18 protein-coding genes are annotated in these 22,940 nt (G+C 63.8%); 12 read left to right on the top strand and 6 right to left on the bottom strand.

Annotation, left to right across the window (positions count from 1 at the left end):
* Window positions 1–49: 49 nt before the first annotated feature.
* On the top strand, window positions 50–1,186 hold the full coding sequence (locus tag BDB13_RS15095; protein WP_094272353.1) for a thiolase family protein: 1,137 nt from the start codon (window positions 50–52) through the stop codon (window positions 1,184–1,186).
* An 82-nt stretch (window positions 1,187–1,268) separates the two neighbouring features.
* On the opposite strand, the gene BDB13_RS15090 is transcribed toward BDB13_RS15095, so the two are convergent.
* The gene (locus BDB13_RS15090) at window positions 1,269–2,291 is read right to left on the bottom strand and encodes a poly(ethylene terephthalate) hydrolase family protein (RefSeq protein WP_094272352.1); all 1,023 of its coding nucleotides are present in this window, start codon (window positions 2,289–2,291) and stop codon (window positions 1,269–1,271) included.
* A gap of 316 nt (window positions 2,292–2,607) precedes the next feature.
* Here BDB13_RS15090 and BDB13_RS15085 point away from each other — a divergent pair, with 316 nt between their 5' ends.
* From BDB13_RS15085 to BDB13_RS15070, 4 genes are all read left to right on the top strand, one after another.
* Complete coding sequence (locus BDB13_RS15085) at window positions 2,608–5,049, top strand: glycoside hydrolase family 3 protein (protein ID WP_217902126.1); 2,442 nt, start codon at window positions 2,608–2,610, stop codon at window positions 5,047–5,049.
* 100 nt (window positions 5,050–5,149) lie between these two features.
* The gene (locus BDB13_RS15080; protein ID WP_094272350.1) at window positions 5,150–6,709 is read left to right on the top strand and encodes an LVIVD repeat-containing protein; all 1,560 of its coding nucleotides are present in this window, start codon (window positions 5,150–5,152) and stop codon (window positions 6,707–6,709) included.
* On the top strand, window positions 6,706–7,353 hold the full coding sequence (locus BDB13_RS15075; RefSeq protein WP_094272349.1) for a DUF305 domain-containing protein: 648 nt from the start codon (window positions 6,706–6,708) through the stop codon (window positions 7,351–7,353). The genes BDB13_RS15080 and BDB13_RS15075 overlap by 4 nt, the downstream gene beginning before the upstream one ends.
* Window positions 7,354–7,425: 72 nt before the next feature.
* Window positions 7,426–8,061, top strand: a complete 636-nt coding sequence (locus tag BDB13_RS15070; protein ID WP_094272348.1) for a TetR/AcrR family transcriptional regulator — start codon at window positions 7,426–7,428, stop codon at window positions 8,059–8,061.
* Here BDB13_RS15070 and BDB13_RS15065 read toward each other — a convergent pair.
* Window positions 8,027–8,656: a TetR/AcrR family transcriptional regulator gene (locus BDB13_RS15065; protein WP_254922823.1), complete on the bottom strand. Its 630-nt coding sequence runs from the start codon at window positions 8,654–8,656 to the stop codon at window positions 8,027–8,029. The two genes, BDB13_RS15070 and BDB13_RS15065, sit on opposite strands and share 35 nt — an antisense overlap.
* 114 nt (window positions 8,657–8,770) lie before the next feature.
* On the opposite strand from BDB13_RS15065, the gene BDB13_RS15060 reads away from it, so the two are divergent.
* The 3 genes from BDB13_RS15060 (at window position 8,771) to BDB13_RS15050 (ending at window position 13,526) form a co-directional block, all read left to right on the top strand.
* Window positions 8,771–9,916, top strand: a complete 1,146-nt coding sequence (locus BDB13_RS15060; RefSeq protein ID WP_094272346.1) for a hypothetical protein — start codon at window positions 8,771–8,773, stop codon at window positions 9,914–9,916.
* Window positions 9,917–9,955: 39 nt separating this feature from the next.
* Window positions 9,956–10,939, top strand: a complete 984-nt coding sequence (locus BDB13_RS15055) for a phosphotransferase family protein (protein ID WP_094272345.1) — start codon at window positions 9,956–9,958, stop codon at window positions 10,937–10,939.
* 175 nt (window positions 10,940–11,114) lie between these two features.
* Window positions 11,115–13,526, top strand: coding sequence for a glycoside hydrolase family 5 protein (locus BDB13_RS15050; RefSeq protein WP_094272344.1), 2,412 nt, complete (start codon window positions 11,115–11,117; stop codon window positions 13,524–13,526).
* Window positions 13,527–13,590: 64 nt separating this feature from the next.
* Here BDB13_RS15050 and BDB13_RS15045 read toward each other — a convergent pair whose 3' ends face one another.
* The 4 genes from BDB13_RS15045 to BDB13_RS15030 all read right to left on the bottom strand — a co-directional run bounded on the left by BDB13_RS15045 (window position 13,591) and on the right by BDB13_RS15030 (window position 18,869).
* Window positions 13,591–15,216, bottom strand: a complete 1,626-nt coding sequence (locus tag BDB13_RS15045; RefSeq protein WP_217902125.1) for an AMP-dependent synthetase/ligase — start codon at window positions 15,214–15,216, stop codon at window positions 13,591–13,593.
* A 70-nt stretch (window positions 15,217–15,286) separates the two neighbouring features.
* Complete coding sequence (locus tag BDB13_RS15040) at window positions 15,287–16,804, bottom strand: flavin-containing monooxygenase (RefSeq protein ID WP_094272342.1); 1,518 nt, start codon at window positions 16,802–16,804, stop codon at window positions 15,287–15,289.
* Window positions 16,801–18,018, bottom strand: coding sequence for a serine hydrolase domain-containing protein (locus tag BDB13_RS15035; protein ID WP_176459584.1), 1,218 nt, complete (start codon window positions 18,016–18,018; stop codon window positions 16,801–16,803). The genes BDB13_RS15040 and BDB13_RS15035 overlap by 4 nt, the downstream gene beginning before the upstream one ends.
* Window positions 18,019–18,095: 77 nt before the next feature.
* On the bottom strand, window positions 18,096–18,869 hold the full coding sequence (locus tag BDB13_RS15030; protein ID WP_094272340.1) for an SDR family NAD(P)-dependent oxidoreductase: 774 nt from the start codon (window positions 18,867–18,869) through the stop codon (window positions 18,096–18,098).
* A 246-nt stretch (window positions 18,870–19,115) separates the two neighbouring features.
* On the opposite strand from BDB13_RS15030, the gene BDB13_RS15025 reads away from it, so the two are divergent.
* The 4 genes from BDB13_RS15025 (at window position 19,116) to BDB13_RS15010 (ending at window position 22,940) form a co-directional block, all read left to right on the top strand.
* Window positions 19,116–20,006 (top strand): crotonase/enoyl-CoA hydratase family protein, encoded by an 891-nt coding sequence (locus BDB13_RS15025; protein WP_094272339.1) that lies wholly within the window; start codon window positions 19,116–19,118, stop codon window positions 20,004–20,006.
* A complete protein-coding gene (locus BDB13_RS15020) occupies window positions 19,990–20,607 on the top strand; it encodes a TetR/AcrR family transcriptional regulator (RefSeq protein ID WP_094272338.1) in 618 nt (205 codons plus the stop codon). The genes BDB13_RS15025 and BDB13_RS15020 overlap by 17 nt, the downstream gene beginning before the upstream one ends.
* 127 nt (window positions 20,608–20,734) lie before the next feature.
* Window positions 20,735–22,255: a long-chain-fatty-acid--CoA ligase gene (locus tag BDB13_RS15015; protein WP_094272337.1), complete on the top strand. Its 1,521-nt coding sequence runs from the start codon at window positions 20,735–20,737 to the stop codon at window positions 22,253–22,255.
* Between the two features lie 88 nt (window positions 22,256–22,343).
* On the top strand, window positions 22,344–22,940 hold the full coding sequence (locus BDB13_RS15010; protein ID WP_094272336.1) for a TetR/AcrR family transcriptional regulator: 597 nt from the start codon (window positions 22,344–22,346) through the stop codon (window positions 22,938–22,940).

Here is a 22,940-nt window from a genome sequence, read left to right as displayed (position 1 = left end):
CGACCGATCACCACTTCGAGATTCCCACCCACAATCAGTAGGAGCACCCATGCACGACGCTGTCATCGTCGACGCCGTTCGGACACCCATCGGAAAGCGAGGTGGGTCCCTCGCCGACGTTCACCCCGCGGACCTCTCCGCACATATTCTCAAGTCCCTCACCGCCCGTACCGGCCTTGATCCTGCGGAGATCGACGACATCATCTGGGGATGTGTCATGCAGGCCGGCGATCAGGCGGGAAACATTGCTCGAACCGCCGCACTGGCTGCGGGCTGGCCCGAGTCGGTTCCCGGCACGACCGTCAACCGTGCCTGCGGGTCGAGCCAGCAGTCGGTGAGCTTCGCTGCGGCATCGGTGATCGCGGGGCACGCCGACTTCATTATCGCCGGCGGAGTCGAGTCCATGACCCGAGTGCCGATGGGCAGCGCAGCCAAGGAAGGTAGCTCGGCCACACCGCCGAGTGTTCAGACTCGCTACGGTGTCGACAGTTTCAGCCAGGGCCTCGGGGCCGAGATGATGGCTGAGCGCTGGAACCTCGACCGTCGCACGCTCGACGAGTACGCGCTACGTTCCCACGAGCTCACCGCTGCGGCTATCGACTCCGGCGCATTCGATTCACAGCTCGCACCGATCGAGGGCAAGCTCGCCGTCGACGAGGGCCTGCGGCGCGGCGGCTCGATCGACAAGCTCGGAACACTGAAGGCCCCTTTCAAGGCCGACGGAGTCATCCACGCGGGCAACGCATCCCAGATTTCCGACGGCGCTGCTGCACTGCTGATCACCACCAGCAAGATCGCTGCGGAACGCGGTCTCGATCCGATTGCCCGCATCCACACCGTCGCGGTCACCGGCGACGACCCGGTGATGATGCTCAGTGGTCCCATCTCTGCCACGGCAAAGGCGCTCTCACGCTCGGGACTGTCCATCAACGACATCGGCGCCTTCGAGGTCAACGAGGCGTTCGCTCCCGTGCCGCTCGCCTGGCTCGCCGAGACCGGTGCGGACGAAAAGCTGCTGAACCCGCTCGGCGGCGCCATCGCCGTTGGGCATCCACTCGGAGGATCGGGCGCAATTCTCATGACGCGCCTCGTACATCACATGCGTAACAACGGAATTCAGTACGGTCTCCAGACCATGTGCGAGGCCGGCGGAATGGCCAACGCCACCATCGTCGAACTCATCTGACCGAGACACACAAAAAGCGCGATCGGTTCCCACCGGCCTACTTCAGGCTGGTGGGAACCGATCGCGTTGAGAGTTGCCGGTATCAGCCGGCGATATTGCTGGCCTGATTGATCCAGGCCGGAAGGCCGAACATCGAGCCGGTGCCGGAGACAAAAGCTCCCTGCGCGTGCTCATCTCCTTGAAGTGTGGCCATGTTCCAGGCAGTGAGAACACCGAGGAATCCCTGCACTCCGTTGACGCAGCCCAGATCGTTCGGCGGGCAGCCCGGCTGACCCTGAATGTCGTTGTGGTTCGGGCCGATCAGAGTCGCCTTTGCCTTCTGCACCGAGTTCGGAGTGGCGTCGAAGTAGCCCTGCATGGACTGAACACCGATCTGCTCCCACGGAAGCGGTTGTGTGGACGGCGAAATGGGGCTGGCAGAACCGTTGATGTACAGGACCGAGCCTGTGGTGAGCGCCTGAGGGTTAGTGCAGACCACCATCGCCGGGTCGGGCTGGGGCGTGTTGAGCGCGCACATGAACTGGCCGGGAAGCTCGATCGGGACCGCGGTCTTGATTGCGCCACCGGCACTGATTGCAGCATTGAGTGTTCCGACCGCACCCTGGGAGTGCCCCATTGCGCCGACGTTGTCGGTATCCAAGCTCTGGTAGAAGACGCTCGACGGGTCGTTGTCCTGCCCCTTGAGGAAGTCGACTGCCTGCAGCATCTCTTGCCCCGAGCCGGTGTTGGTGTTGTCGGGCGCGATGACGACAAAACCCCAAGACGCCAGGTGCGAAAGCAGATAGTCGTACTGGAAGGGATGCGCAAAGGTGCCGTTGCCCCAAGTGATGATCGGGTGCCGGTCGCCGTGTGCCCCCAGGTCTGTGGGGTACCAGACGTCGAACTTGTGACCGGAAGAGTCGCAGCAGCCGAACCCTGCCTGCTTGGTCACCTCCCACGGTCCACGTTCGGAGTACATGTCGTCGACGGACTTGCTGATTTCGACAGTTGCCACCGGCTCGGCGCCGGAGACGATTCCGCCCGCCTGCGCACTGGCACCGGATCCCAGTAGAACCAGGGTTGCCGCGGCGAGGAGCACTACACCTTTGCTCATCAGACTTTTCATAGGCTGCAGACTAACGACGGAACCTAGCAAGACTTAGGCTTTGTTATTTGATTGTTACAAACACGAATTGCCATGCCGGAGACGAATCTTCGGCACGAGGCGTAGACCAGTAGGCAGGTTGCAATGCAGCAAGCATCTCCATATCCGGACAAGCCTTCACGGGTACACCCCATCCCCTATCGCCCTTTTGATAACGTTTCAATAACAACACCTAGTAATCACTAGGCTCAATGGCAGTATCACCTTTCAGCAGACCGGTAAGCCGACGACCAACCCTCGGGCCGACGCAGCAAACCCCATGGTGAAGGAGTACACAATGCACGACGAATCAACTCACGAGGCCGTCGAATCAGCCCTCGCCAAGTTGGATCTGGACGCGAAGGCGCGACTGCTCCAAGGCCAAGACATCTGGACACTGCCCCCACTCCCCGAGGTGGGACTCGGCTCGATCGTGATGTCCGACGGCCCCGTCGGCGTCCGGGGTGCCACCTGGGGACCAGAGGACCCGTCCGTCCTGCTGCCGTCGCCCACCGCCATGGCCGCATCGTGGGATCCGGACCTGATCGCACGGGCCGGCGTTCTGCTCGCGCAGGAAGCTCGCCGCAAAGGTGTGCACCTACTGCTCGCTCCCACCGTGAATATGCACCGCACGCCGGTCGGCGGCCGACACTTCGAGGCGTACTCCGAGGACCCGCTGCTCACCGGCGCTATCGGCTCCGGCTTCGTCCGTGGCGTGCAGTCCGGGGGCGTCGGGGCCACTGTCAAGCACTTCGTGGCCAATGACGCCGAGACCGACCGCATGTTCGTCGACAACATCGTGTCCCCGAACGCGTTGCGCGAGATCTACCTCGCTCCCTTCGAGGCGATCGTGCGCGACGCCGAACCGTGGGCGATCATGTCCGCCTACAACAGCGTCAACGGCACCACGATGAGCGAGCACAGTGAGCTCCTCAAGGGCGTGCTCCGCGACGAGTGGGGCTTCGACGGCATCGTGGTCTCCGACTGGATGGGCACGCGTTCCACGGTGGGCGCCATCCTCGGTGGCCTCGACGTCGCAATGCCCGGTCCGGCGAATGTCTACGGCGAGTTCCTGGTCAAGGCAGTCCGGAATGACGAAGTAGACGAGTCCGTGGTCGACGACGCTGTGCGTCACGTCCTGTTGCTCGCGGCGCGCGTCGGCCTGCTCGAGGGAGCACCGGCTGCGGTCACCGAGTTCCCCGCCGAGATCGACGGCCGCGAGATCGCGCGCGAGGTTGCCCGCCGGTCGTTCGTGCTCGCCCGCAACGCCACGATCGACAACACTCCGGTCCTGCCGATCGCCCCGACCGAGTCCACCGTCGCCCTGATCGGCCTGGCCGCACGCGACGCCCGGGTACTCGGCGGCGGATCCGCCATGGTGTTCCCCGAGGCCGTCGTCTCCCCCCTCGACGGGCTGAGGGCCGCGCTGCCTGTGGACGCGCTGAGCTACACCGTCGGCACGGTGCTGAGCGACGACATGGGTGTCGCCGATCGCGGGTTCAGTCTGGTGGCCCGCTGCCTCAATGCCGACGGCTCGCTGCAGCGCGAGCTCCCGCTGGCGGACGGCAACATCATGTGGATGGGAGACCTCCCCGAGGGCATCGACTACCCGTCACTGCAGACCATCGAGATCGCCGGCACCTTCACACCGGAGCTGTCCGGCCCACACCGCTTCGGCACCAAGGGCATCGGCCAGTTCAGCCTGACCGTCGACGGCCAGACGGTGTTCGAGGGTGAGCAGACGCTGGAGAGCTTCGACCCGTTCGAGATGCTTTTCGGCTCACCGAAGGACCGTGCTGTCGTCGAGCTCGAGGCAGGCCGCACCGTCGAGGTCGCTCTGCGATACGAGCCGATGAAGATGGAGGGCTCCCCCATTGCCATCGTCAGCACCGGCCTGGGCCACCTCGAGCCGCAGCGCGACCCCGAGGAACTCATGGCCGAGGCGGAAGCCGCCGCAGCCCAGGCCGACGTAGCCGTCGTCGTGGTGGCAACCACCGACAAGGTGGAGTCCGAAGGTTTCGACCGCACCACCCTGAAGCTGCCCGGACGCCAGGACGAGCTGGTCGCCCGCGTGGTCGCTGTCAACCCGCGCACCGTCGTTGTCGTCAACTCCGGTGCCCCGGTGGAGATGCCGTGGCGCAACGACGTCGCCGCGGTGCTCCTGACCTGGTTCCCCGGCCAGGACGCCGGCGCGGCGCTGGCCGAGGTGCTCACCGGTGCGGCCGAGCCCGGCGGTCGGTTGCCCACTACCTGGCCCGCCACTCTCGCGGACTGCCCGGTCACGGACGTCACCCCCGTCGACGGCAAGGTCACGTATTCCGAAGACCTGTTTATCGGCTACCGCGCCTGGGACCGCCGCGATGTCGCACCCGCGTACTCGTTCGGACACGGCCTCGGCTACACCACGTGGGAGTACGAGGGCGTCGAGCGGGACGGCGACACCGTCACAGTCCGCGTCCGCAACACCGGATCCCGGATTGGCCGCGAGGTCGTGCAGGTCTACCTCGCCCCGGTCGACGGCGACCCGTCTCGGCCGGCCCGAGCGCTGGCCGGCTTCGCGAGCATCGAAGCAGATGCCTGCGAAACTGCAACGGCAACAATAACTCTGCCGCGTCGCGCCTTCGAGATCTGGGACGAGGAGAGCCGGGACTGGATCTACCGACTCGGCTCGTACGACCTCCAGGTCGGCACCTCGTCGGCCAACTGCCCTCTCACCCTTCGCATCGAGGCAGCCGACTGACGGCGCGCTGAAGCGTCCACGTACGCGAAGACCGCATAGATCCGACGTATCGGTACAACTTCATCCGGGCCATGGTGTCCGCTTCGCGGGAGACTCAAACATGAAGTCCTTGAACATTGTTCGCGTTTTCGCCGTCGCGGCCACCGTGGCACTGATACTGCCCGTCGTCAGTTCAGCCGACCCCCGAACCGACACCTCGGGGGCGGTGATCGAGTCGCACGATGTCAGCCGGAGCGTGGCCGCGCCGGCTGACTGTGGACCGGGCTCGAGGCCCGAGTCGGGGCTGCAGGGCGACGTCCCCGCCGCCGACCGGGACAGCGGACGCAGCACCGAGGGTTACAGCTGCAACATCTCTCGCATCGGAGGATTCGCCGGCCGCGGCGCCGGCATCGTCTCCGCGGCCTTCGACCACTGCGCTTACCTGGGCACAATCTTCCCGGGCAACCTTCTCGGGCCGGCGCCCGGCGTGCAAGTCCTCGACGTCTCCGATCCTGCCAACCCGGTTCCGACGGTGAACCTGACCGAACCGGCCATGCTCGCCGGTACCTGGGAAAGCCTCAAGGTCCACTCCGGACGAAAGCTACTGGTAGGCACGGGAGTTCCGGCACTCACCGGGTCCGGTTTGCTCTCGGTCTACGACATCTCCGACTGTGCACATCCCCGGCTGCTCAACCCGGGAGCGGGAACCAACCTGCAAATGCCGTTGCCCATCACGTCCCACGAGGGCGGGTTCTCCCCTGACGGCCGTACCTACTGGTCGTCAGGTGTAGCCCCGGGACTGGTCAGCGCAGTCGACCTCGACGATCCCACCAACCCTCGGGTGATCTGGCAGGGCATGTCCGGCCCGTCATCACATGGCTTCGGCTTCAGCCCCGACGGCAATCGGATGTATCTGTCGGACAACGCCGGCGGCCTCAGAGTCCTCGACACCAGCGCTGTACAGCGACGCGACCCGAATCCTCAACTGCCCGTGTTGGCTCAGATGACGTGGACCGACGGAATAGCAACCCAGCACAGCATCCCGGTGACCTACGACGGGCACCCCTACCTGTTCACCGTCGACGAGGCCGGGTCAGGCGGGGTGAAGTTGATCGACGTCGCCGATGATGCCAACCCTGAGATTGTCGGTGGCATCAAGCTGGCAATCAACCTTCCCGAGAATATCGACAGCCAGATTGCTTCTGCCTCTGGCGGATCGGCGTTTGCCTACGACGCCCACTACTGCACTGCGGACCGGCCGGTGGATCCGACGGCACTCGCCTGCGGCTGGGAATCCTCGGGCATCCGGGTCTTCGATGTGCGGGATCCATTCGACGTACGGGAGATCGCCTACTTCAATCCGCCCGCAATGACGGGCCGCAACGTCGAGCGATGGAACTCGCCGCACGCGTTGGCATCGATCATCGGGTTCCCGGCGCTCGCACTTCCGTCGGCGCTTGCGGCCAACAGTCGCGGGGAGTTTGATCCCGCCCAAGCGATGTCGCCGCGCACCGGCATGCTCGCCGGCGGCGACCTGTCCACCGACTGGTGCTTCTCACCGCCGGCATGGCATGGCAACGAACTGTGGGTTACGTGCTCCGACAACGGTTTCCTGGCTCTGCATCTCGACAATGACGTGTACAGCCCGCCCGCGAACCAGCAGTCGACCATCGGGTCATGACACGATCCGCCGTTGTGCGCGCGATTGCCTTCACGTCGCTGGCAGTGCTGCTGCTGGCGATCGGGGCAGCCCTGCGCCCGTTGCTCGCGCCGGTGAACCCACCCGTCGCCGACCCGGTACTGAACGCCACCGAGATCGGTTTCATCCAAGACATGGCGGCCCACCACCAGCAAGCCGTACAGATCGCGCAGCGCCTCGATCCGGACGTCGACCCCGGTATCGCCGCACTGGCCCGACAGATTCGCGATGCCCAGTCCGTGGAGATCGGCACGTTCCTCGGCTGGCTTCGCCTCGCCGAAGCACCACCCACCAACCGGCAGCCCATGTCCTGGATGTTGGCAGATACCACTGCTGCGCATAAGCATTCACCTTCCTCCCGCCCATCTGACTCGCCGACCGAACTCATGCCCGGAATGGCGACCATGACGGAACTCGACGGCCTCGCTGCCGCCCGCGGACACGACGCAGAAGTGCTGTTCCTCCAGCTGATGTACCGCCATCACCTCGGCGGCGTCGAGATGGCTCTAGCCGCCGACGCTCTGCTCACCCATGGCCCGGTCAAGCAGGCAGCTCGCGACATCATGGCGACCCAGAGCCAAGAGGCCGGGCTGATGGCCGCCGTACTCTCCCAGAACGGTCCCTGATGGACTCCGAGACATACCCGATCCTGACGGGGCGCCGCGCCCGACCAGCGCTCTCGTCGCTAGGCTCACGTCATGACTGAGCGACAAAAGGGCGGCCGCGCGGCAAAGGCCGAGGCCCGACGCGAGGCCATTCTCGACGCGACGATGGCCGAGATCGCGGAGCGTGGATATCGCTCGACCACCATCGCCGCGGTGGCCGAGCGCGTCGGCCTGACTCAGCCGGGTGTGCTGCACTATTTCCCCAGCAAAGAGCATCTGCTGATCGGCGTGCTCGAAGCGCGCGACCAATGGGATACCGCCGCACTTCTCGCGAACACGACGGATGTGCGACTATCCCACCTTGAACAGGTCGTGGAGTTCAACGCCGAACGGCCCGGGATGGTCCAGACATTCACTGCACTTGCCGCTGAGAGCGCGACCGGACAGCACCCCGCGCGTGAGTTCTTTACCGAGCGCTACGCCTCCCTACGGGCGGGCATGGCCGTATTGCTGCGCATGGAGTTCGGCGACCAACTGCCGGGCGGACTCACCCCCGAACAGGCTGCGCCATTACTGATCGCGGTCATCGACGGCGTACAGATCCAATGGCTACTCGCACCGGACGAGGTGGACATGCCTGCCGCATTCCGCAATTTCGTCACACTACTCACTGGCTCGGATCGGCCGGAACCCGTCAATTCCCGTGGGGCTCAGCGCGAGTCTCCGTAATCAGTAGAAGCAACGAGCCGGCGGTACGGGTGCAGAACGCATCGGCGCCGGCGAGACCACTGGTAAGCCCGCGCATGATGGTGGCAGCGACCAGGAAGTCGAAGGCAACATCGGCGCCGGCAACGATGTCCGCATCGGAACGCTCGGGGAACTCGCTGCGCACACGATCGGCCAACGCATGTCGGGCCGGATCCTCGGACCGATGAACCAGCCTTTCGTAGGCCCCGTCCTCGTGGTGATAGGCAGAGAGCAAACCCGGGATAGCGGCACGGGTCGCGGGTTCTGCAACCTGCGTGAGAAACCATCGCGTCCAGGTGACCAGATCGTCGCGCAGGTTCGAGGTAGTGACCGGCAATGCGGAGTCCTGCATACCGAAAACCGCGTCTTCGATGATCGATTCCCGGGTTGCCCACCGTCGGTAGATCGCAGCGGTACCCAGGTTCGCCCGTCGCGCGATCGCGGTGATGGTGGTCTTCTGATAGCCGTCCTCAGCCAGTAATTCCCGGGTAGCAGCGAGAATTGCCAGGTCTACCTGCGGGTCACGGGGTCGCCCTACTCCAGCGGTGCCACTACGACGATCTCTGCGTTCATCCACATTCGCGGACACTACCTGACGAATTTCACCGAAACCATTACGTTGCGGTGTGCTCCGTAATAGATTAGCTTCAGTTCATCGACTTCACCCGTTCACTTATCGAAAGGTCCGGCAGTGATCACTCCGCACGACGAATTGCTCATTCACCAACTCCCCACCACGCTCGACCACGTCTCGCAGAGCGACCTACGCTGGACCGAGCGCATCGTGATGTACGGCTTCGACAAAACCGGCGAGATCAGCATCATGACCGGCATCGCCAAATACCCGAACCGCAACGTCCTCGACGCCTATGCGATGGTCACCCGCAAGGGCGAGCAGGCTCGCGTCGTCCGCCTGTCTACCGAACTGAACCCGCAGACCGGAGCCCTGAACGCGTTCAGCGTCGGGCCGTACACCTACGAAATCGTCGAGCCTCTGCGCAAGGTGAGCTCCACCGTCGAAGCCAACGAACACGGCCTCAGCCTGCAACTCGACTTCACCGGCGACTTCCCGGTCTATGAGCAGACCGCGGCCTTCCACCGCAGCCGCGGACGGGTCCGCGAGGACGCGCGCCGGTTCTACCAGAACGGCACCATCACCGGCTGGATCGAGATCGACGGCGAGCGCATCGAAATCGACCCCGACAACTGGTGGTTCGGCCGCGACCACTCGTGGGGCGTGCGCCACGGCGGCGGCGGCGGCAGCCTGACCGAGGGCGGGAACATGCAGCCCTCCGAGGTACCCGCCGGCGTCCTCTACTACATGGGCATCTTCCAGTTCGACGACGAAGTGGTGCACTTCGCGCAGCGCGAGACCCACACCGGTGAGCGCTGGCAGTTCGAGGGCGAGGTGCTCTTCCCGATCGATTCCGGCAAGGACCCGCTACCGATCATCGACGTCGAGCACGACCTGGACTTCCGCGACGACCTCCGCGTCGTCAAGTCCGGCACGTTCACCGTGCACCGCGCTGACCGCTCCACGGACGTCATCGAGGTCAAGCCCGTATGTGACTTCTGGCCGGGACTCGCAGGCTACGACGAGTACAAGGGCTACGCGTCAGGCATGTACCGCGGCAAGGACTTCAGCGACAGCTTCGACGTCGACCTCTCCGACCTGAACGAGATCAGCCAGGTCAGCATGCTGTCCGAGACGCTCTGTGAGGTCAAGATGGGCGACAAGGTCGGATACGGTCTGGTCGAGATGGTCTTCATGGGCGTCAACCCTCGCTACGGTTACACCGACTGGAGCAATAACCGAACCGGTCAGAACAATGGCTGATCGTATCGCCCCGAGGAACTCGCGGCCGCCCTCGAACCCATTGTCCGGGAACGCATCCCGGGCGCTCAGGACGCGAAGATTGTCAACTTCAAGCGCACCGAACGCGGATTCTCCACGGAGACATACCTGTTCGATCTCGAAGGCTCCACCTACGAGTCGTCGGGATTCGTCTTCCGACGCCCGCCCGAAGTTTCCCTGTTCCCCGATTACGACCTTCGCCGCCAGTTCCTGGTGGCGCAACGCCTCGAACCGACCGACCTCACAGTCCCCCACATGCGTTGGATCGAGGAAGGCGACAACCCGCTCGGCACCCCGTACTACGTGATGGATCGCATCGCAAATGCCGAGGCCCCCAGCGACTTTCCGTCGTACCACACCGCCGGAAACTACTTCGAGGCCGATGAAGCCGGCCGGGCGAAGATGTGGTGGGAGTGCGTCGAAACCATCGCGCAGATTCACCGCCTGGACCCAGCCGAACTTCAACTCGGATTTCTCGCGTACCCCAAGTTCGGTACTACTCCCGTCGAACAGGCCGTGAACTACTTCGACGCGGCGCTGCCGTGGGCGGCGCCGGACCTCCCGCCCATCTTCACGAAGGCCCTGGCCTGGCTCAAGGACAATATCTACGAGCCGGAGCACGTGACTCTTGTCTGGGGCGACGCACGCATGTCGAACATCCTCTACAACCAGGATCTCGAGGTCTCCGGAGTGCTCGACTGGGAGATGGCATACCTGGGCGACCACGAGGCCGACCTAGCCTGGCTGGTATTCCTGGACTGGGCATGCAGCGAGTTCGAGGGACACCCGGCCCTTCCCGGCACCCCAACCCGGGAGGAAACCGTCGCTCGATACGAGGAGCTGACGGGATGGAAGGTCCAAAACCTGCATTTCAACGAGGTGCTGGCGGCAGTGCAACTCTCACTGCCCCTGCTGCGCCTGTCCACTCACCTGCAACTCGGTGAGCACATGGACATCACCGCGTTCTGCAAGCACCGGCTCGAGCAATTGTTGGCCGACGCCTAGCGCGTCAAACCTAGAAGCCCCTGACGACGCCACCACGCGACGTCAGGGGCTTTCTGATGCCCGGTGAGTGGGCATCACCGATGTTTCTCAAACTGGACAATCGTATAGTTCGGGGTATCCGCAGGCCATCAGCCCTATAGGCTCGGCAATCACCCCTCAGTGAACGGAAGTACCAGTGTCCCCACATCGCCTGGCGTGGCTCGCCACCGCCGTATTGGCCCTCTTGGTCATAATCCAAGCGGCCGCAGATCCCAGCGGTTTGTTGAGCTTGCTCGGGTGGACGGGCGCTCATCTCTGGCCGATCAACGCGCCGTGGCAGATCGCACCCTTCGTCGTCTACCTGCCGGTGCTGCTCGGAGTCACCTGGTGGTCGGTTCGCTCGATCGCGGCATCCCGATGGTTGTTCGCGGCCACCACGTCCAGCGTCATGCTGGCAGTGCTGCTGGCCAAGTTCGCCATGTCGCTGGTGGCAACCGGAAATCTCGGGGCAGCGGCGTGGGGCAGCGGATTCGCCCTCGCCAAGGCGATTCCAGCCGCGTTGATCGTGGCGGGCGTCGTGACGGTAGCCGGACGCCGACGAGAACTACCCGACATTCTCGCCACAGCTCCGTCAGTTCGGTTCGGGGCCTTGGCTTTCGGCGCCCTCGCACCTTTCCTTGCCGGGCAGTGGTGGGTGGGCGCTCCGTACGACCGGTGGATGCCGGCACCCAATGTGCTCAACGGATTTGTCGCCGCAGTCGGCGGGGTTGTTGTGCTGGTCCTCGGCGCAATCGCCTGCCAACGATTTCTCGGCCGGCGGGTGAGCGGCGGTACCGCTGCAACATTCCTCTCCGGGTGGTTCGCGGCGATGGGAGCCGGCGCGGTGCTCGCACTGGCTGCCTCACTGGTCGGCCTGATCACCGACGACAGCTTCGCCGGCGATCTCTGGCCGCTGATGGCTACGTACATCCGGCTCGCGGACGGTATTTCCTACGGAGCCTGCGTCGGCTGGATCGTCGGACTCGCGGCAGTGTGGGCGCAGCGTCGTTCGGCGCAGCCTGCCACGGAAGCCTCCCGGGCTCGGCGGGCAGAATTGGTGGGAGCCGGCGCGCTTGTCATGGCCGCCGTCGTCGTTGCGGTGCCATTCCTCGCGTCTGCGGATACCGAACCTGCACCACCCGTCACTACTGAAGCGATCGCTGCCGCCGAGACTGGTGCTCTACTCCCCCTTCGCGTCTCGGGCGACACGATCACCGATACGGCAGACCGCCAGGTCCTGTTGCGCGGTGTGAACGTGAACCAACTCGTCGACTTCTACGCGCCCCGCCCCGAGGTCCCGTCGACGGTGCCGCTGACCGAAGAAGACTTCGCCGGCATCGCAGCAGACGGATTCAACGTCGTCCGCCTTGCGCTGTCGTGGTCCTCCCTCGAACCGCAGCGCGGTCATTACGACGAGGCGTACCTCGAAGAAATCCGGACCGCCGTCGCGCAAGCCAAGGCACACGGCCTGTACACGGTGCTGGACATGCATCAGGACGGTTGGTCAGCGGCACCCTCTCCCGACGACGTCAGCTGCCGGCCCGGCACCTCGCCGATGTGGGGCTACGACGGCGCTCCCGAGTGGGCCACCATCACCGATGGTGCGCCGCGCTGCCAGTTCACCGGCCGCGACATCTCGCCGGCGGGTGGCCGCGCGTTCAACAACTTCTTCTACAACACCGACGGCGTCCAGGATCAGCTGGTGAATGCGTGGTCCATGCTGGCCGGCAAGTTCAAGGATGAACCCGCCGTCGCCGGTTACGACTTGTTCAACGAGCCGAACTTCGGCGAAAGTGCCCCGCTCACTTCGTCATTGCTGCTCGGCCAGTTCTACGACCGGACCATCGACGCAATCCGCGATGCGGGCGCCGAGCAGATCGTCTACTTCGAGCCGAGCATCCTGTGGTCCGGCCTCGGCTTCGACAGCGGCCCGCCCCCCGGATTCACCGATGATCGCAACATCGTCTTTTCGCCTCACCTGTACGCCGAGTCGATCACGATGGACGCATCTTTGGGCCTGCCGACCATCGTGAGCATCGAGCGTGGCTTCACCCTCGCCGAGCGAGTGGCACGGATGTACGGCGTCCCGTATTGGAGCGGCGAGTGGGGGTTCTGGGGTGACGATCTTGTCGACCAGGCGGCTCGCTTCACGAAGGCGCAGGACGCCCATATTCAGGGTGGCGCGTACTGGGTCTGGAAGCAGTCCTGCGGCGATCCCCAAAACGGCATCCAGGAACTGGGCGACGGACTCATGCCCATCCTCTGCAGTACCGGCGAAGATGCTCCGCGCAAAACGGCACTGCTGGAACAACTCACGCGCGCCTACCCGAGACTTGCGCCGGGCCGGATCACGCACCTCGAAGCCGAGGGTGACCGGCTGGACCTGACTGGCACCGCCGGCGACGGCAGTTGCCGACTCGAGGTCTGGTTCCCCAGCCCCATCGGCACCGGAGGGTCGAGTACCGACACGTTCGGCATCGACAATCTCGAGATCACTCCGGTTCCCGGCGGCCAACTGTTGACCGGCTGCGCCACCGGGGAGTACGAGGTTCACGCCTCCGGAATTTGAGATACCGACAACTGCAGCGAGTTCATCTGAATCGGCCCCGGGGTACATCCCCGGGGCCACCTCACTACGCGTACAGAGCGTCGAACACGTCGCCGTACTTCTCATGGACGACGCGCCTCATGATCTTCAAACTCGCGGTCATTTCGCCGCCTTCCGGAGTCCACTCCGTCGGAAGCACCCGGTAGCGCTTGATCTGTTCCACCCGAGCGAGATCCTGGTTGGCGATCTCCACCGCGCGGTCGATCTCCGCGACTACGCCCGGATGCGAAGCCAGCTCTGATGGCGTGGCGACGACGATTCCCTGCGAAGCCGCCCACGCCGTCGTCGCATCCAGGTCGAGCACGATCAGGGCGACAACGTAGGGCCGACGATCACCGTAGGCCAACGACTGACCGACCAAGGGATGCTTGGTCAGCAGCGCCTCGAGCGCGGCCGGGGCAATGTTCTTTCCGCCCGACGTGATGATCAGGTCTTTCTTGCGATCGATGATGTAGAGGTGTCCGTCCTCATCGATCCGTCCGATATCACCCGAGTGCATCCAGCCCTCATCGTCGGTGACGGGGAGAACGGATCCGTCGTCCTGGAGGTATCCCGACGCCACGATCGGACCACGCACCAGAAGTTCGCCGTCTTCGAGCAGCTTGATTTCGGTGCCCCGGATCGGGCTGCCGACCGAGCCGAAGCGGAAGTCGGTCTCGGTCGTCGATGTGGCGACGCCGGTGGTTTCGGTCATCCCCCAGGCTTCGATGATCGCGATTCCCTGCTCCCGGAAGTATTCCTGTACGTCCACCGGCAGCGGCGCGGCGGCGCTGCATGCCCAGGTGACCTGGTCGAGGCCGACGTCAGCGAGCGATGACCCCGGTCGAGCACGCAGTGCTGCGGCAAGTTTCTCCCAGATTCTGGGGACGCCGAAGACGCTGGTCGGGCGTGTCTGGAGGAGTACGCCGACCAACTGGCTCGGGTCGGGACAGAACGTCAAGTAGCCAGCCTTGTGGATGGCCATGTAGACCGAGATCATACGTTCGGCAATGTGCGCCAACGGCAGATAGCAGACGCTGCGGAAATGCTGGGGTATTGGCGCCCCGGCATCCCAAGCCTCGGCGTTGGCGATTACGTTGCGGTGAGTGAGCAGCACGCCTTTGGGGATGCCGGTGGTGCCGGAGGTGTAAATCAGTGTCACCGGATCGTCCGCGGTGATCTCCCGCCAACCGGCCTCGAACGTGTCGAGGTCCGTCTCGTCCGTTACGACGTCCGACCACTTCACGAAGCGTTCGTCGTCGGCCACACAGGCCTCGGGATCGAATACGACGACACGCTCGAGCGCGGGCAACTGGTCGAGAACCGGCAGCCAGCGTTCGACTTCACCGGCACCTTCAAGTACGGCTACCTTGGCCCCGCTGTGGTTGGCGACGTACGCAATCTGGGAGGACGGCATCGTGCCGTACACCGTCGCCGGAAGCGCACCGAGATGCACGAGCGCCTGGTCCGTCAACCAGTGTTCGGGGCGACTGGACATCATGATCGCGACGCGATCACCCTTGCTCACTCCCAGCCGGGACAGTCCGAGCGCGATCTGGGCGATACGGGTCCGGGTCTCGCTCCAAGTCAGGATGCGTCCGTCGTGGGACAGCGCTGGCATGTCTCCGTACTGCTCGGCGTTGCGGTGTAGTAGTTCGGGAATCGTCGACATTGCAGAACCTTTCATTAAAGGTGCGGCCGGGGCGCGCTTGGGTCGGATCGAACAAAAAACGAACAGTGCACTAGCCGGCAGTCACCGACTGCTGAGTAGTTGTGGTGGTCACGCTCCGGAGGTAATCGGTCCGCCGAAGGAAGCGAGTGCGCAGCCAGTACGACAACGTCGACTTCGGCCACAAGAGCGTGTTACGCCCGGTGACGGGATCCTGGTACCAACTCTTACAGCCGCCGGCCTGCCACACGGTCGACGAGAGCCTCCCTTGCAGAAACTGGTTGAAGCGGTCCTGGGCATCCTGACGCACCTCGATCACGCCTCGGCGACCGGCGTATCGCAGGCACCGCCTCATGTACCTGGCCTGGGCCTCGATCATGAAAACCTGCGAGTTGTGCCCGAGGCCCGTATTCGGGCCGCACAGCAGGAACAGGTTGGGGAATCCTGCCACCGTCGTCCCCAGATACGCCTCGGGGCCCGACGCCCACTGCGAACCGAGTGCGACGCCGTCGCGTCCGCGAATCGGGACCCGGCTGAGGCTGTTCTGCGCATCGAAGCCGGTTCCGAAAATGATGACATCGGCATCGTATTCGGTTCCATCCGTGTCGATTACGGACTGCGCGCGAACCTCTCCGACGCCGGCGGTGACGACGTCGACGTGCGGCTTGGCGAGTGCCGGGTAGTAGTCGCTGGAGATCAACAGTCGCTTGCAACCGATCTCGTAGTCCGGGGTAAGTTTTGCCCTCAGCTCGGGGTCACTGATCTGCTTCGCGAGGTTACCCGACGCCAACGCCTTGGTGGGCCCCATCTTCGAGGTATCGGAAACGAATCCCTTGGCACGCTTCTCGTGAATCCAGAACAGACGAGCGCGTCGGTTCCATCGCTTGATCGGGTTGCGGCGCATCTCTTCTCGTTCTTCCTCGCTGAACGCGCGGTTGAACTTGGGGGCGATCCACGGGGCGGTCCGCTGGAAGAGCGTGAGCGTTGCGGTTTGGTCGACGATTGCGGGAACGAACTGGATCGCACTCGCCCCGGTGCCGACGACGGCCACCTTCTTACCCTCGAGATCGCACGAGTGATCCCAGTGCGCGGAATGGAAGACCGGGCCCTGAAAGTTTTCGAGGCCGGGCAGCTTCGGGTAGGAAGCGTGGTGAAGTAGTCCCATTGCGGAGACCAGGAATCGCGCTCGGTACACCGAGCCGTCCGCCGTCTCGACCGTCCAGGTACCGTCTTGCTCGTCCCAGACTGCACCGATAACTTTGGCGCCGAAACGAATACGCTCGGTGATCCGAAGCTCGGCGCTCGTGTCACGGAGGTACTCCAGGATCTCCTGCTGCGGCGCGAAGAGATACCGCCAGCCCGGGTTCTGCCGGAAGGAGAACGAGTAGAGCGGTGACGGGATATCGCACGCGCACCCGGGGTAGGTGTTCTCGCGCCAGGTGCCACCAACGTCGTCGCCCTGTTCGAGGATCAGATAGTCGAGTCCGCCCGCGCGGGAGATCGTCGCGGCCGCCGCGAGGCCGGAGAATCCGGCGCCGAGGATGAGCACGTCAGTCCGTGTCGAATTACCTTGTGTGCTTTCAGAAGTCATAGTCGATCCTGTTCAAATTGCGACTCTAGTGGCGCCGGCGTCGGGACAGACTGTCCGAGCGAGCGATAGATGGCATCTACGAGGGCCTGCCCGCGCTCGTTGAGCAGCGTTCCCGGGCCCTGCTTGTTCATGGTGTAGCCGACGCTGAGGCCGAGTGCGGGGTCTGCAAACCCGATCGAGCCACCGGATCCACAGTGGCCGAAGGCATTGCTACCGATCCGCATGCTCTGGCCGGCGCCAAGTTGCGCAGTGTTGTCCATCGACAGCATGAATCCGCCGCGGAATCTGGTCCGCATCAACAGTGTTGCGTCGAATCCGTCGGACATGTGCATCTCTTTCGCCGAAGACGACTTGGGTTCGGCGAGGCACCGAACGGCGGGGTCCCGAAGGGCGTTCGCGTACATCTTGGCGAGGCCCTTTCCATTGGTGACGCCGTTTGCCGCGGGAATTTCCGCCGCCCGGCCGGCACGGGTGTTCACCCCCGCACGAGCCCAGTTTCCCGAGTTGAACACAAAGAGGTTCGGGATCGAACCACGTTGGTGGAGTGCGGCATCGAGGAACGGTGTCGGGGCGACCTCACCGGCGATCCCCTTCACGATCGGAGCGACACGCGGTTCGATTTCCGGCGGTAGTCCGATCCAGAAGTCGAGCCCTTGCGGACCCGCGATCTCTGATGCAAAGAACGTGCCGATCGTGGAACCGGCGACCCGGCGCACGACTTCACCGAGTACAAAACCGAAGGTCACCGGGTGGTAGCCGTGCTGCTCGCCTGGCAGCCAGAACGGCGCCTGGTCCGCGATCCGGTCGGCCATGAACTCCCAATCCTCGAGCATCCCGGATCCGAGCGGCTCACTGAGCACCGGAATCCCGGCGGAATGATTGAGCAACATTCCGATGGTTATGTCGCCCTTGCCATTCGCGGCAAACTCAGGCCACACCTGTGCCACCGACATGTCCTCGTGGAGGTCACCGGATGCCAGGAGTCGGTGGACACACAGTGCGACTGCAGCTTTGGTGGCCGAGAATACGACACTGACCGTGTCCTGTTCCCACACTCGCCCCGTCTCGGGATCGGCGACACCACCCCACAGGTCCACGACCGGCCTGCCGTCGACGAGCACATGCAGGGACGCTCCCACTTCACCTCGCTCGGCGAAATTCCGATCGAACTCCTCTGCCACCGCAGCGAAGGCCGGGTCTGCAACGCCTCTCATCAACGTTGCAGCTCCTGCTTGATCGCAATTCGTCATTGCGACAGCTCCTTTCACGATTGACGACGGGGAACGACGGATCAGCGGTAGAGGCCCTGGGTGTTGATTCCCGCGCCCCCGTCAACTCGCAACGACTGGCCGGTGATGGCGCCGGCGCCGGACGACATCAGGAACAACACCGACGCCACTACCTCGTTCACCTCGACCAGTCGTTTCATCGCAACGTTGCGCAGCACCCGATCCCGCGTCTCTGCCGGCATCGAGAGAACCTTGGGGGTCGCGACCAGTCCGGGGACAATTGCATTGACCCGGATACCTGAATCTGCCCATTCGGCCGCAAGCGTGCGGACCAACCCGAGCACTCCCGCCTTGGCAGCCCCGTATGACACCTGCCCGGGAAGACCGTCCAAAGCCCCCGTCGAAGAGAACAGGACCAGATTCGCCTGATCACTCTCGGCCAGCGCGGCATAGGCGGCCTGCACGGTCCAGAACTGGGACAACAGATTCGACTCGATGTCCTGACGGAAGATACTGGGAGAGAACGACTTTGCGCGATGCAGGGTCGCGACGCTGGCTGCGGCGCCAATCAGGCAGTCCAGTCCCCCGAGCTGGGACACTGCTCGTTTCACTGCCTCCGCCGCTGCAGCCTCGTCGGCGAGGTCGGCCTCGAAGAGCGGGATCGACCCGAGTCCTTCCGGCAGCGCCGTTCCCGGCCGGTCGATTCCGGCGACCTCACAGCCGAGCGCCGCCAGGGCTCCGATCAGTGCGGCGCCGATCCCTCCGGCCGCGCCGGTGACGATGACCTTGGTCCCGGGACCGGGGGCTGTTGCGGGACTGACTGATGTTGACTCCATGACGGACGAGCCTCCCTATCGATATCTACTTGCTGGATGATGTTTGTGCACAATGCCATTGGGTCGATCAAATGATCGGCCGCTCGAATAGGCAACAAGTTACCCACGTCACTACAGCTACGTCAATGCGGCACCCGACACACCTCATCCCGGTCGGCGAGGCCGGAAACGAATTCACCGGAAACGGTAGACAAGCGCCTCATTTTGAAGCTAAAGTGAATTCAGTTCATCAACGAAAGGTCGAAAATGTACGAGACTCTGCTGTATTCGGTCGCCGGTCCGGTTGCCACGATCACGTTCAATCGCCCCGAGCGCCTGAACACCATCGTTCCTCCGATGCCCGATGAATTCCAGGACGCCATGACCAAGGCGAACCGCGACGCACAGGTCAAGGTCGTCGTCGTCCGTGGCGCCGGCCGATCCTTCTGTGCCGGATACGATTTCAGTGGCGGTTTCAAGCACTGGGAAGATCAGATGAACACCGACGGAGAGTGGGACGCGGGCAAGGATTTTGTGATGGCGACCGCTCCATCAGAATCCCCGACGCAGAAGTTCATGAGTATCTGGCGCAGCCCGAAGCCGGTTATTGCTCAGATCCATGGCTGGTGCGTCGGCGGTGGCAGCGAAATGGCCCTCGGCGCCGACATCGTCATTGCCTCCGAGGACGCTCGAATCGGTACGCCGTATGCTCGCATGTGGGGTTGCCACCTCTCCGGCATGTGGATCTACCGGCTCGGGATGGCCAAAGCGAAGGAGTACGCACTGACTGGCAAAGCAGTGTCTGGCGTCGAGGCGGAACGTATCGGCCTGATCAACAAGGCTGTTCCGTTCGAGGATCTCGAAGCTGAGGTAGCCAAGATGGCCGCCCAGCTGGCGAGCATTCCCGTTTCCCAGCTTTCGGCCATGAAGCTGATCGTCAATCAGGCCTACGAGAACCAGGGGCTCGCGAGCACCCAGATGCTCGGCCCGATTCTCGACGGCCTCATGCGCAACACCCCCGAAGCGAAGAAGTTCATCACCATCGCCGAACAACAGGGCGTCGCAGCGGTTGTCGCGGAGCGGGATACACCGTTCGGTGACTACAGCGCTGCGCCGGCCGACGAGCAGCCGAACCCGAACAATGTCATCCACGTCTGACAAAAACACCCCCCACACGCTGACGGCCCGCGGTGACGCCACCCGATTGAGGCTCATCGCGGCCGCCCGCGCGGAACTTCTGGAAACGGGAGGGACCCTGGAGGTTGCAAAGGTCGCGGCACGCGCCGAGACATCTCCCGGGTTGCTCTACCGGTATTTCGGCGCAAAGGACGGCCTGGTCGCCGCCGTTGTCCACGGCTTCTACGACTCCTACGACGACGCCGTCTTCGCGGTCCCTGTATCGCCGGAACTCGGCTGGACCGAGCGTGAACGCTTACGCCTGTCCCGCGAGATAGATTTCCTGTTCGAGGACGGGCTCGCACAGATCGTCATGGGTCGGCGAATGCGCGAACCGTCAGCCGCTCAAGCGGATGCAGAACGCCTCGCCGCCCAGATCGACATGGCCGCACGCAACGTCGCGTACGCACAGCGCAACGGCGAGGTTGATCCCGCGGTCGATGCACGCCTCGTCTCTGCCGCATTCCTCGGAGCGTTCCGTGAGCTCATGGCCGAGGCCATGAGCCGCGAGGTCACACCCTCACGTCAGTACCTGTTGGACACCATCTGGCGACTCGGCGCCAGCATCATCCCCAGCACCTGACACATCTGAAAATTGCTTGGGGCACAGTCGATTTAACCAACAATCGACTGTGCCCCAAGTTTCAGGACCCACGAATCGTCACCGCACGTGAGGCACGTCCACGCCCGTGCGGCCACAGGAGAGAATTATGGGAAACCTCGCACTCAATCTCGCGGCCAGTGCCGCGAATACCCCCAACGCTCCCGCCCTGAGACTGGGCGAGACGACGTTGGATTACGCAGCTGTCGACGACGCCACCGCACGGATCGCCGGGTTGCTCCGGGATCGTGGAATCGGGCCGGGCGATGTCGTCGGGATCTGTCTGCCGAACGTGCCGTCCTTCGCGATCTGCTATTACGGCGTCCTCCGAGCCGGCTGCATCGTGGTCCCGCTCAACCCGCTCCTGAAGGAGCGTGAACTGACCTACCATCTCACCGACTCGGGCACCAAGGTTCTCTTCGCCGGGGAGGACGTCGCGGACACTGCCCGGGTCAGCGCCGCCGCGGCCGGAACCGATCCGATCACCGTGACGGCCAACGGGTTTGACGAACTCCTGGCGCAGACCGTGCCGGCGCACGAGTACGTGGAACGCGACGACAACGATACGGCTGTCATCCTTTACACCTCCGGCACCACAGGCAAACCCAAGGGTGCCGAGCTGACCCACGCGAACCTTGCTGCCAACTGCGACGTCGTGGCATCGACTTTGCTCGAACTCTCGTCCCAGGACGTAGTGCTCGGTGCGCTTCCGCTCTTCCACGTCTTCGGCCAAACCTTTGCACTGAACACAGTAATCAAGGTCGGGGCTTTGCTCACTTTGGTTCCTCGCTTCGACCCCGCTGTTGTGCTCGAGGTGCTGGAGCGCGACCGGGTCACCGTGTTCGAAGGCGTCCCGACGATGTACAACGCACTGTTAAACCACCCCGATGCACAAGCTTTCGACGTCTCTAACCTTCGACTCTGCGTCTCCGGCGGATCTGCGATGCCGGTCGAGGTGATGCGCAACTTCGAGGAAGCATTCGGTTGCACGGTGCTGGAGGGATACGGACTTTCCGAAACCAGCCCGATCGTCTCGTTCAATCTCCCTGACCGCGAACGCAAGGCAGGCTCGATCGGACTGCCGGTAGTCGGCGTCGAGATGCGACTGGTCGACGACGCCGGGCACGACGTCGATGCCGGGGAGGTCGGAGAGATCGTCGTCCGCGGCCACAACGTGATGAAGGGATACTGGAGAAACCCGTCCGCGACCACCGCGGCGATTCCCGACGGCTGGTTCCGCACCGGTGATCTGGCCCGACGCGACACCGATGGGTACTACTTCATCGTCGACCGGAAGAAGGATCTCGTGATCCGCGGAGGATACAACGTGTATCCCCGGGAGATCGAGGAAGTTCTGTACGAGCACCCGGATGTAGCCGAGGTCGCTGTAATCGGTGTTCCCGACGCAAGACTCGGCGAGGAGGTGTGCGCTGTCGTGGCACTCAAGCCTGGCCGTACCGCGACAGCCGACGAACTTGCCGATTTCGCCAAGGAGCGCGTCGCCGCCTACAAGTACCCACGTCACGTAGTCCTCGTCGAGGCACTGCCGAAGGGTGCGACGGGAAAGATCCTCAAGCGGGAGATCGTCGTGCCGTCCGAGATCCGAAACGGACAATCCGCCGTCCGCTGAGCCGCCGACCGGTTCCGGGCGTCGGTCCCCTGCTACATTTTTCGAGGATGTACCCGGAACCGGATCACTGTTCACGTCGGAGGTGAAAATGGCGAGAAACCTCGGACTCGAGGCCGGCGTGGACGTGGCCGAGCAGATCAGAGTCGAAGCAGCGCGGTTGTTTCACCACCGTGGTTACGGAATGACCGCGATCCGCGAAATTGCCGACGCCGTCGGAATTTCGTCGTCGACGATGTACCACCACTATCGAAATAAACAGGATCTACTGTTCGCCATATCCCTGCAATTCATGCGCGAATTCAACGACGCAATACTCCCTGTCCTGACCGACTCGACGCGTGCGCCGCAAGATCGCCTTGACGAAGCAATCACACTTCATCTACATATCAGCAGTGCACGGAGTACTGAACTGCTGAGCATTCGGGGAAACCGCGGCGCACTCTCTCCCGACCAGTTGGACACCATCGTGGGCATGCAGGCCACCTACCAACGTGCCGTTCGCGACACGGTGGCCGACATCCGGGGCCCGGGCGCCGAGACAAGCGATGTCGAGATCACGACCCTCGCACTGATGGATCTGATCAACGGGGTCTGCCAATGGTTCGACCCGTCCGGACGCCTGTCGATGGACGCGATCGCGGACCGCTACCGGGACATCGCCCGATCCTTGGTGATCGGCTCCTAG

Origin of the sequence: Rhodococcus sp. OK302, from assembly GCF_002245895.1 — a bacterium.
Taxonomy (GTDB): domain Bacteria; phylum Actinomycetota; class Actinomycetes; order Mycobacteriales; family Mycobacteriaceae; genus Rhodococcus_F.
Note: the sequence above shows the minus strand (reverse complement) of the source record. Positions and strands in the feature narration are given on the sequence as shown.

Bases quoted from the DNA above. Each gene is read 5' to 3' on its own strand.
- BDB13_RS15030 (WP_094272340.1), bottom strand. From the start codon at position 18,869: ATGGAGTCAACATCAGTCAGTCCCGCAACAGCCCCCGGTCCCGGGACC.
- BDB13_RS15080 (WP_094272350.1), top strand. From the start codon at position 5,150: ATGAAGTCCTTGAACATTGTTCGCGTTTTCGCCGTCGCGGCCACCGTG.
- BDB13_RS15045 (WP_217902125.1), bottom strand. From the start codon at position 15,216: ATGTCGACGATTCCCGAACTACTACACCGCAACGCCGAGCAGTACGGA.
- BDB13_RS15085 (WP_217902126.1), top strand. From the start codon at position 2,608: ATGCACGACGAATCAACTCACGAGGCCGTCGAATCAGCCCTCGCCAAG.
- BDB13_RS15010 (WP_094272336.1), top strand. From the start codon at position 22,344: ATGGCGAGAAACCTCGGACTCGAGGCCGGCGTGGACGTGGCCGAGCAG.
- BDB13_RS15015 (WP_094272337.1), top strand. From the start codon at position 20,735: ATGGGAAACCTCGCACTCAATCTCGCGGCCAGTGCCGCGAATACCCCC.
- BDB13_RS15025 (WP_094272339.1), top strand. From the start codon at position 19,116: ATGTACGAGACTCTGCTGTATTCGGTCGCCGGTCCGGTTGCCACGATC.
- BDB13_RS15040 (WP_094272342.1), bottom strand. From the start codon at position 16,804: ATGACTTCTGAAAGCACACAAGGTAATTCGACACGGACTGACGTGCTC.
- BDB13_RS15070 (WP_094272348.1), top strand. From the start codon at position 7,426: ATGACTGAGCGACAAAAGGGCGGCCGCGCGGCAAAGGCCGAGGCCCGA.
- BDB13_RS15090 (WP_094272352.1), bottom strand. From the start codon at position 2,291: ATGAAAAGTCTGATGAGCAAAGGTGTAGTGCTCCTCGCCGCGGCAACC.
- BDB13_RS15020 (WP_094272338.1), top strand. From the start codon at position 19,990: ATGTCATCCACGTCTGACAAAAACACCCCCCACACGCTGACGGCCCGC.
- BDB13_RS15075 (WP_094272349.1), top strand. From the start codon at position 6,706: ATGACACGATCCGCCGTTGTGCGCGCGATTGCCTTCACGTCGCTGGCA.
- BDB13_RS15095 (WP_094272353.1), top strand. From the start codon at position 50: ATGCACGACGCTGTCATCGTCGACGCCGTTCGGACACCCATCGGAAAG.
- BDB13_RS15035 (WP_176459584.1), bottom strand. From the start codon at position 18,018: ATGAGAGGCGTTGCAGACCCGGCCTTCGCTGCGGTGGCAGAGGAGTTC.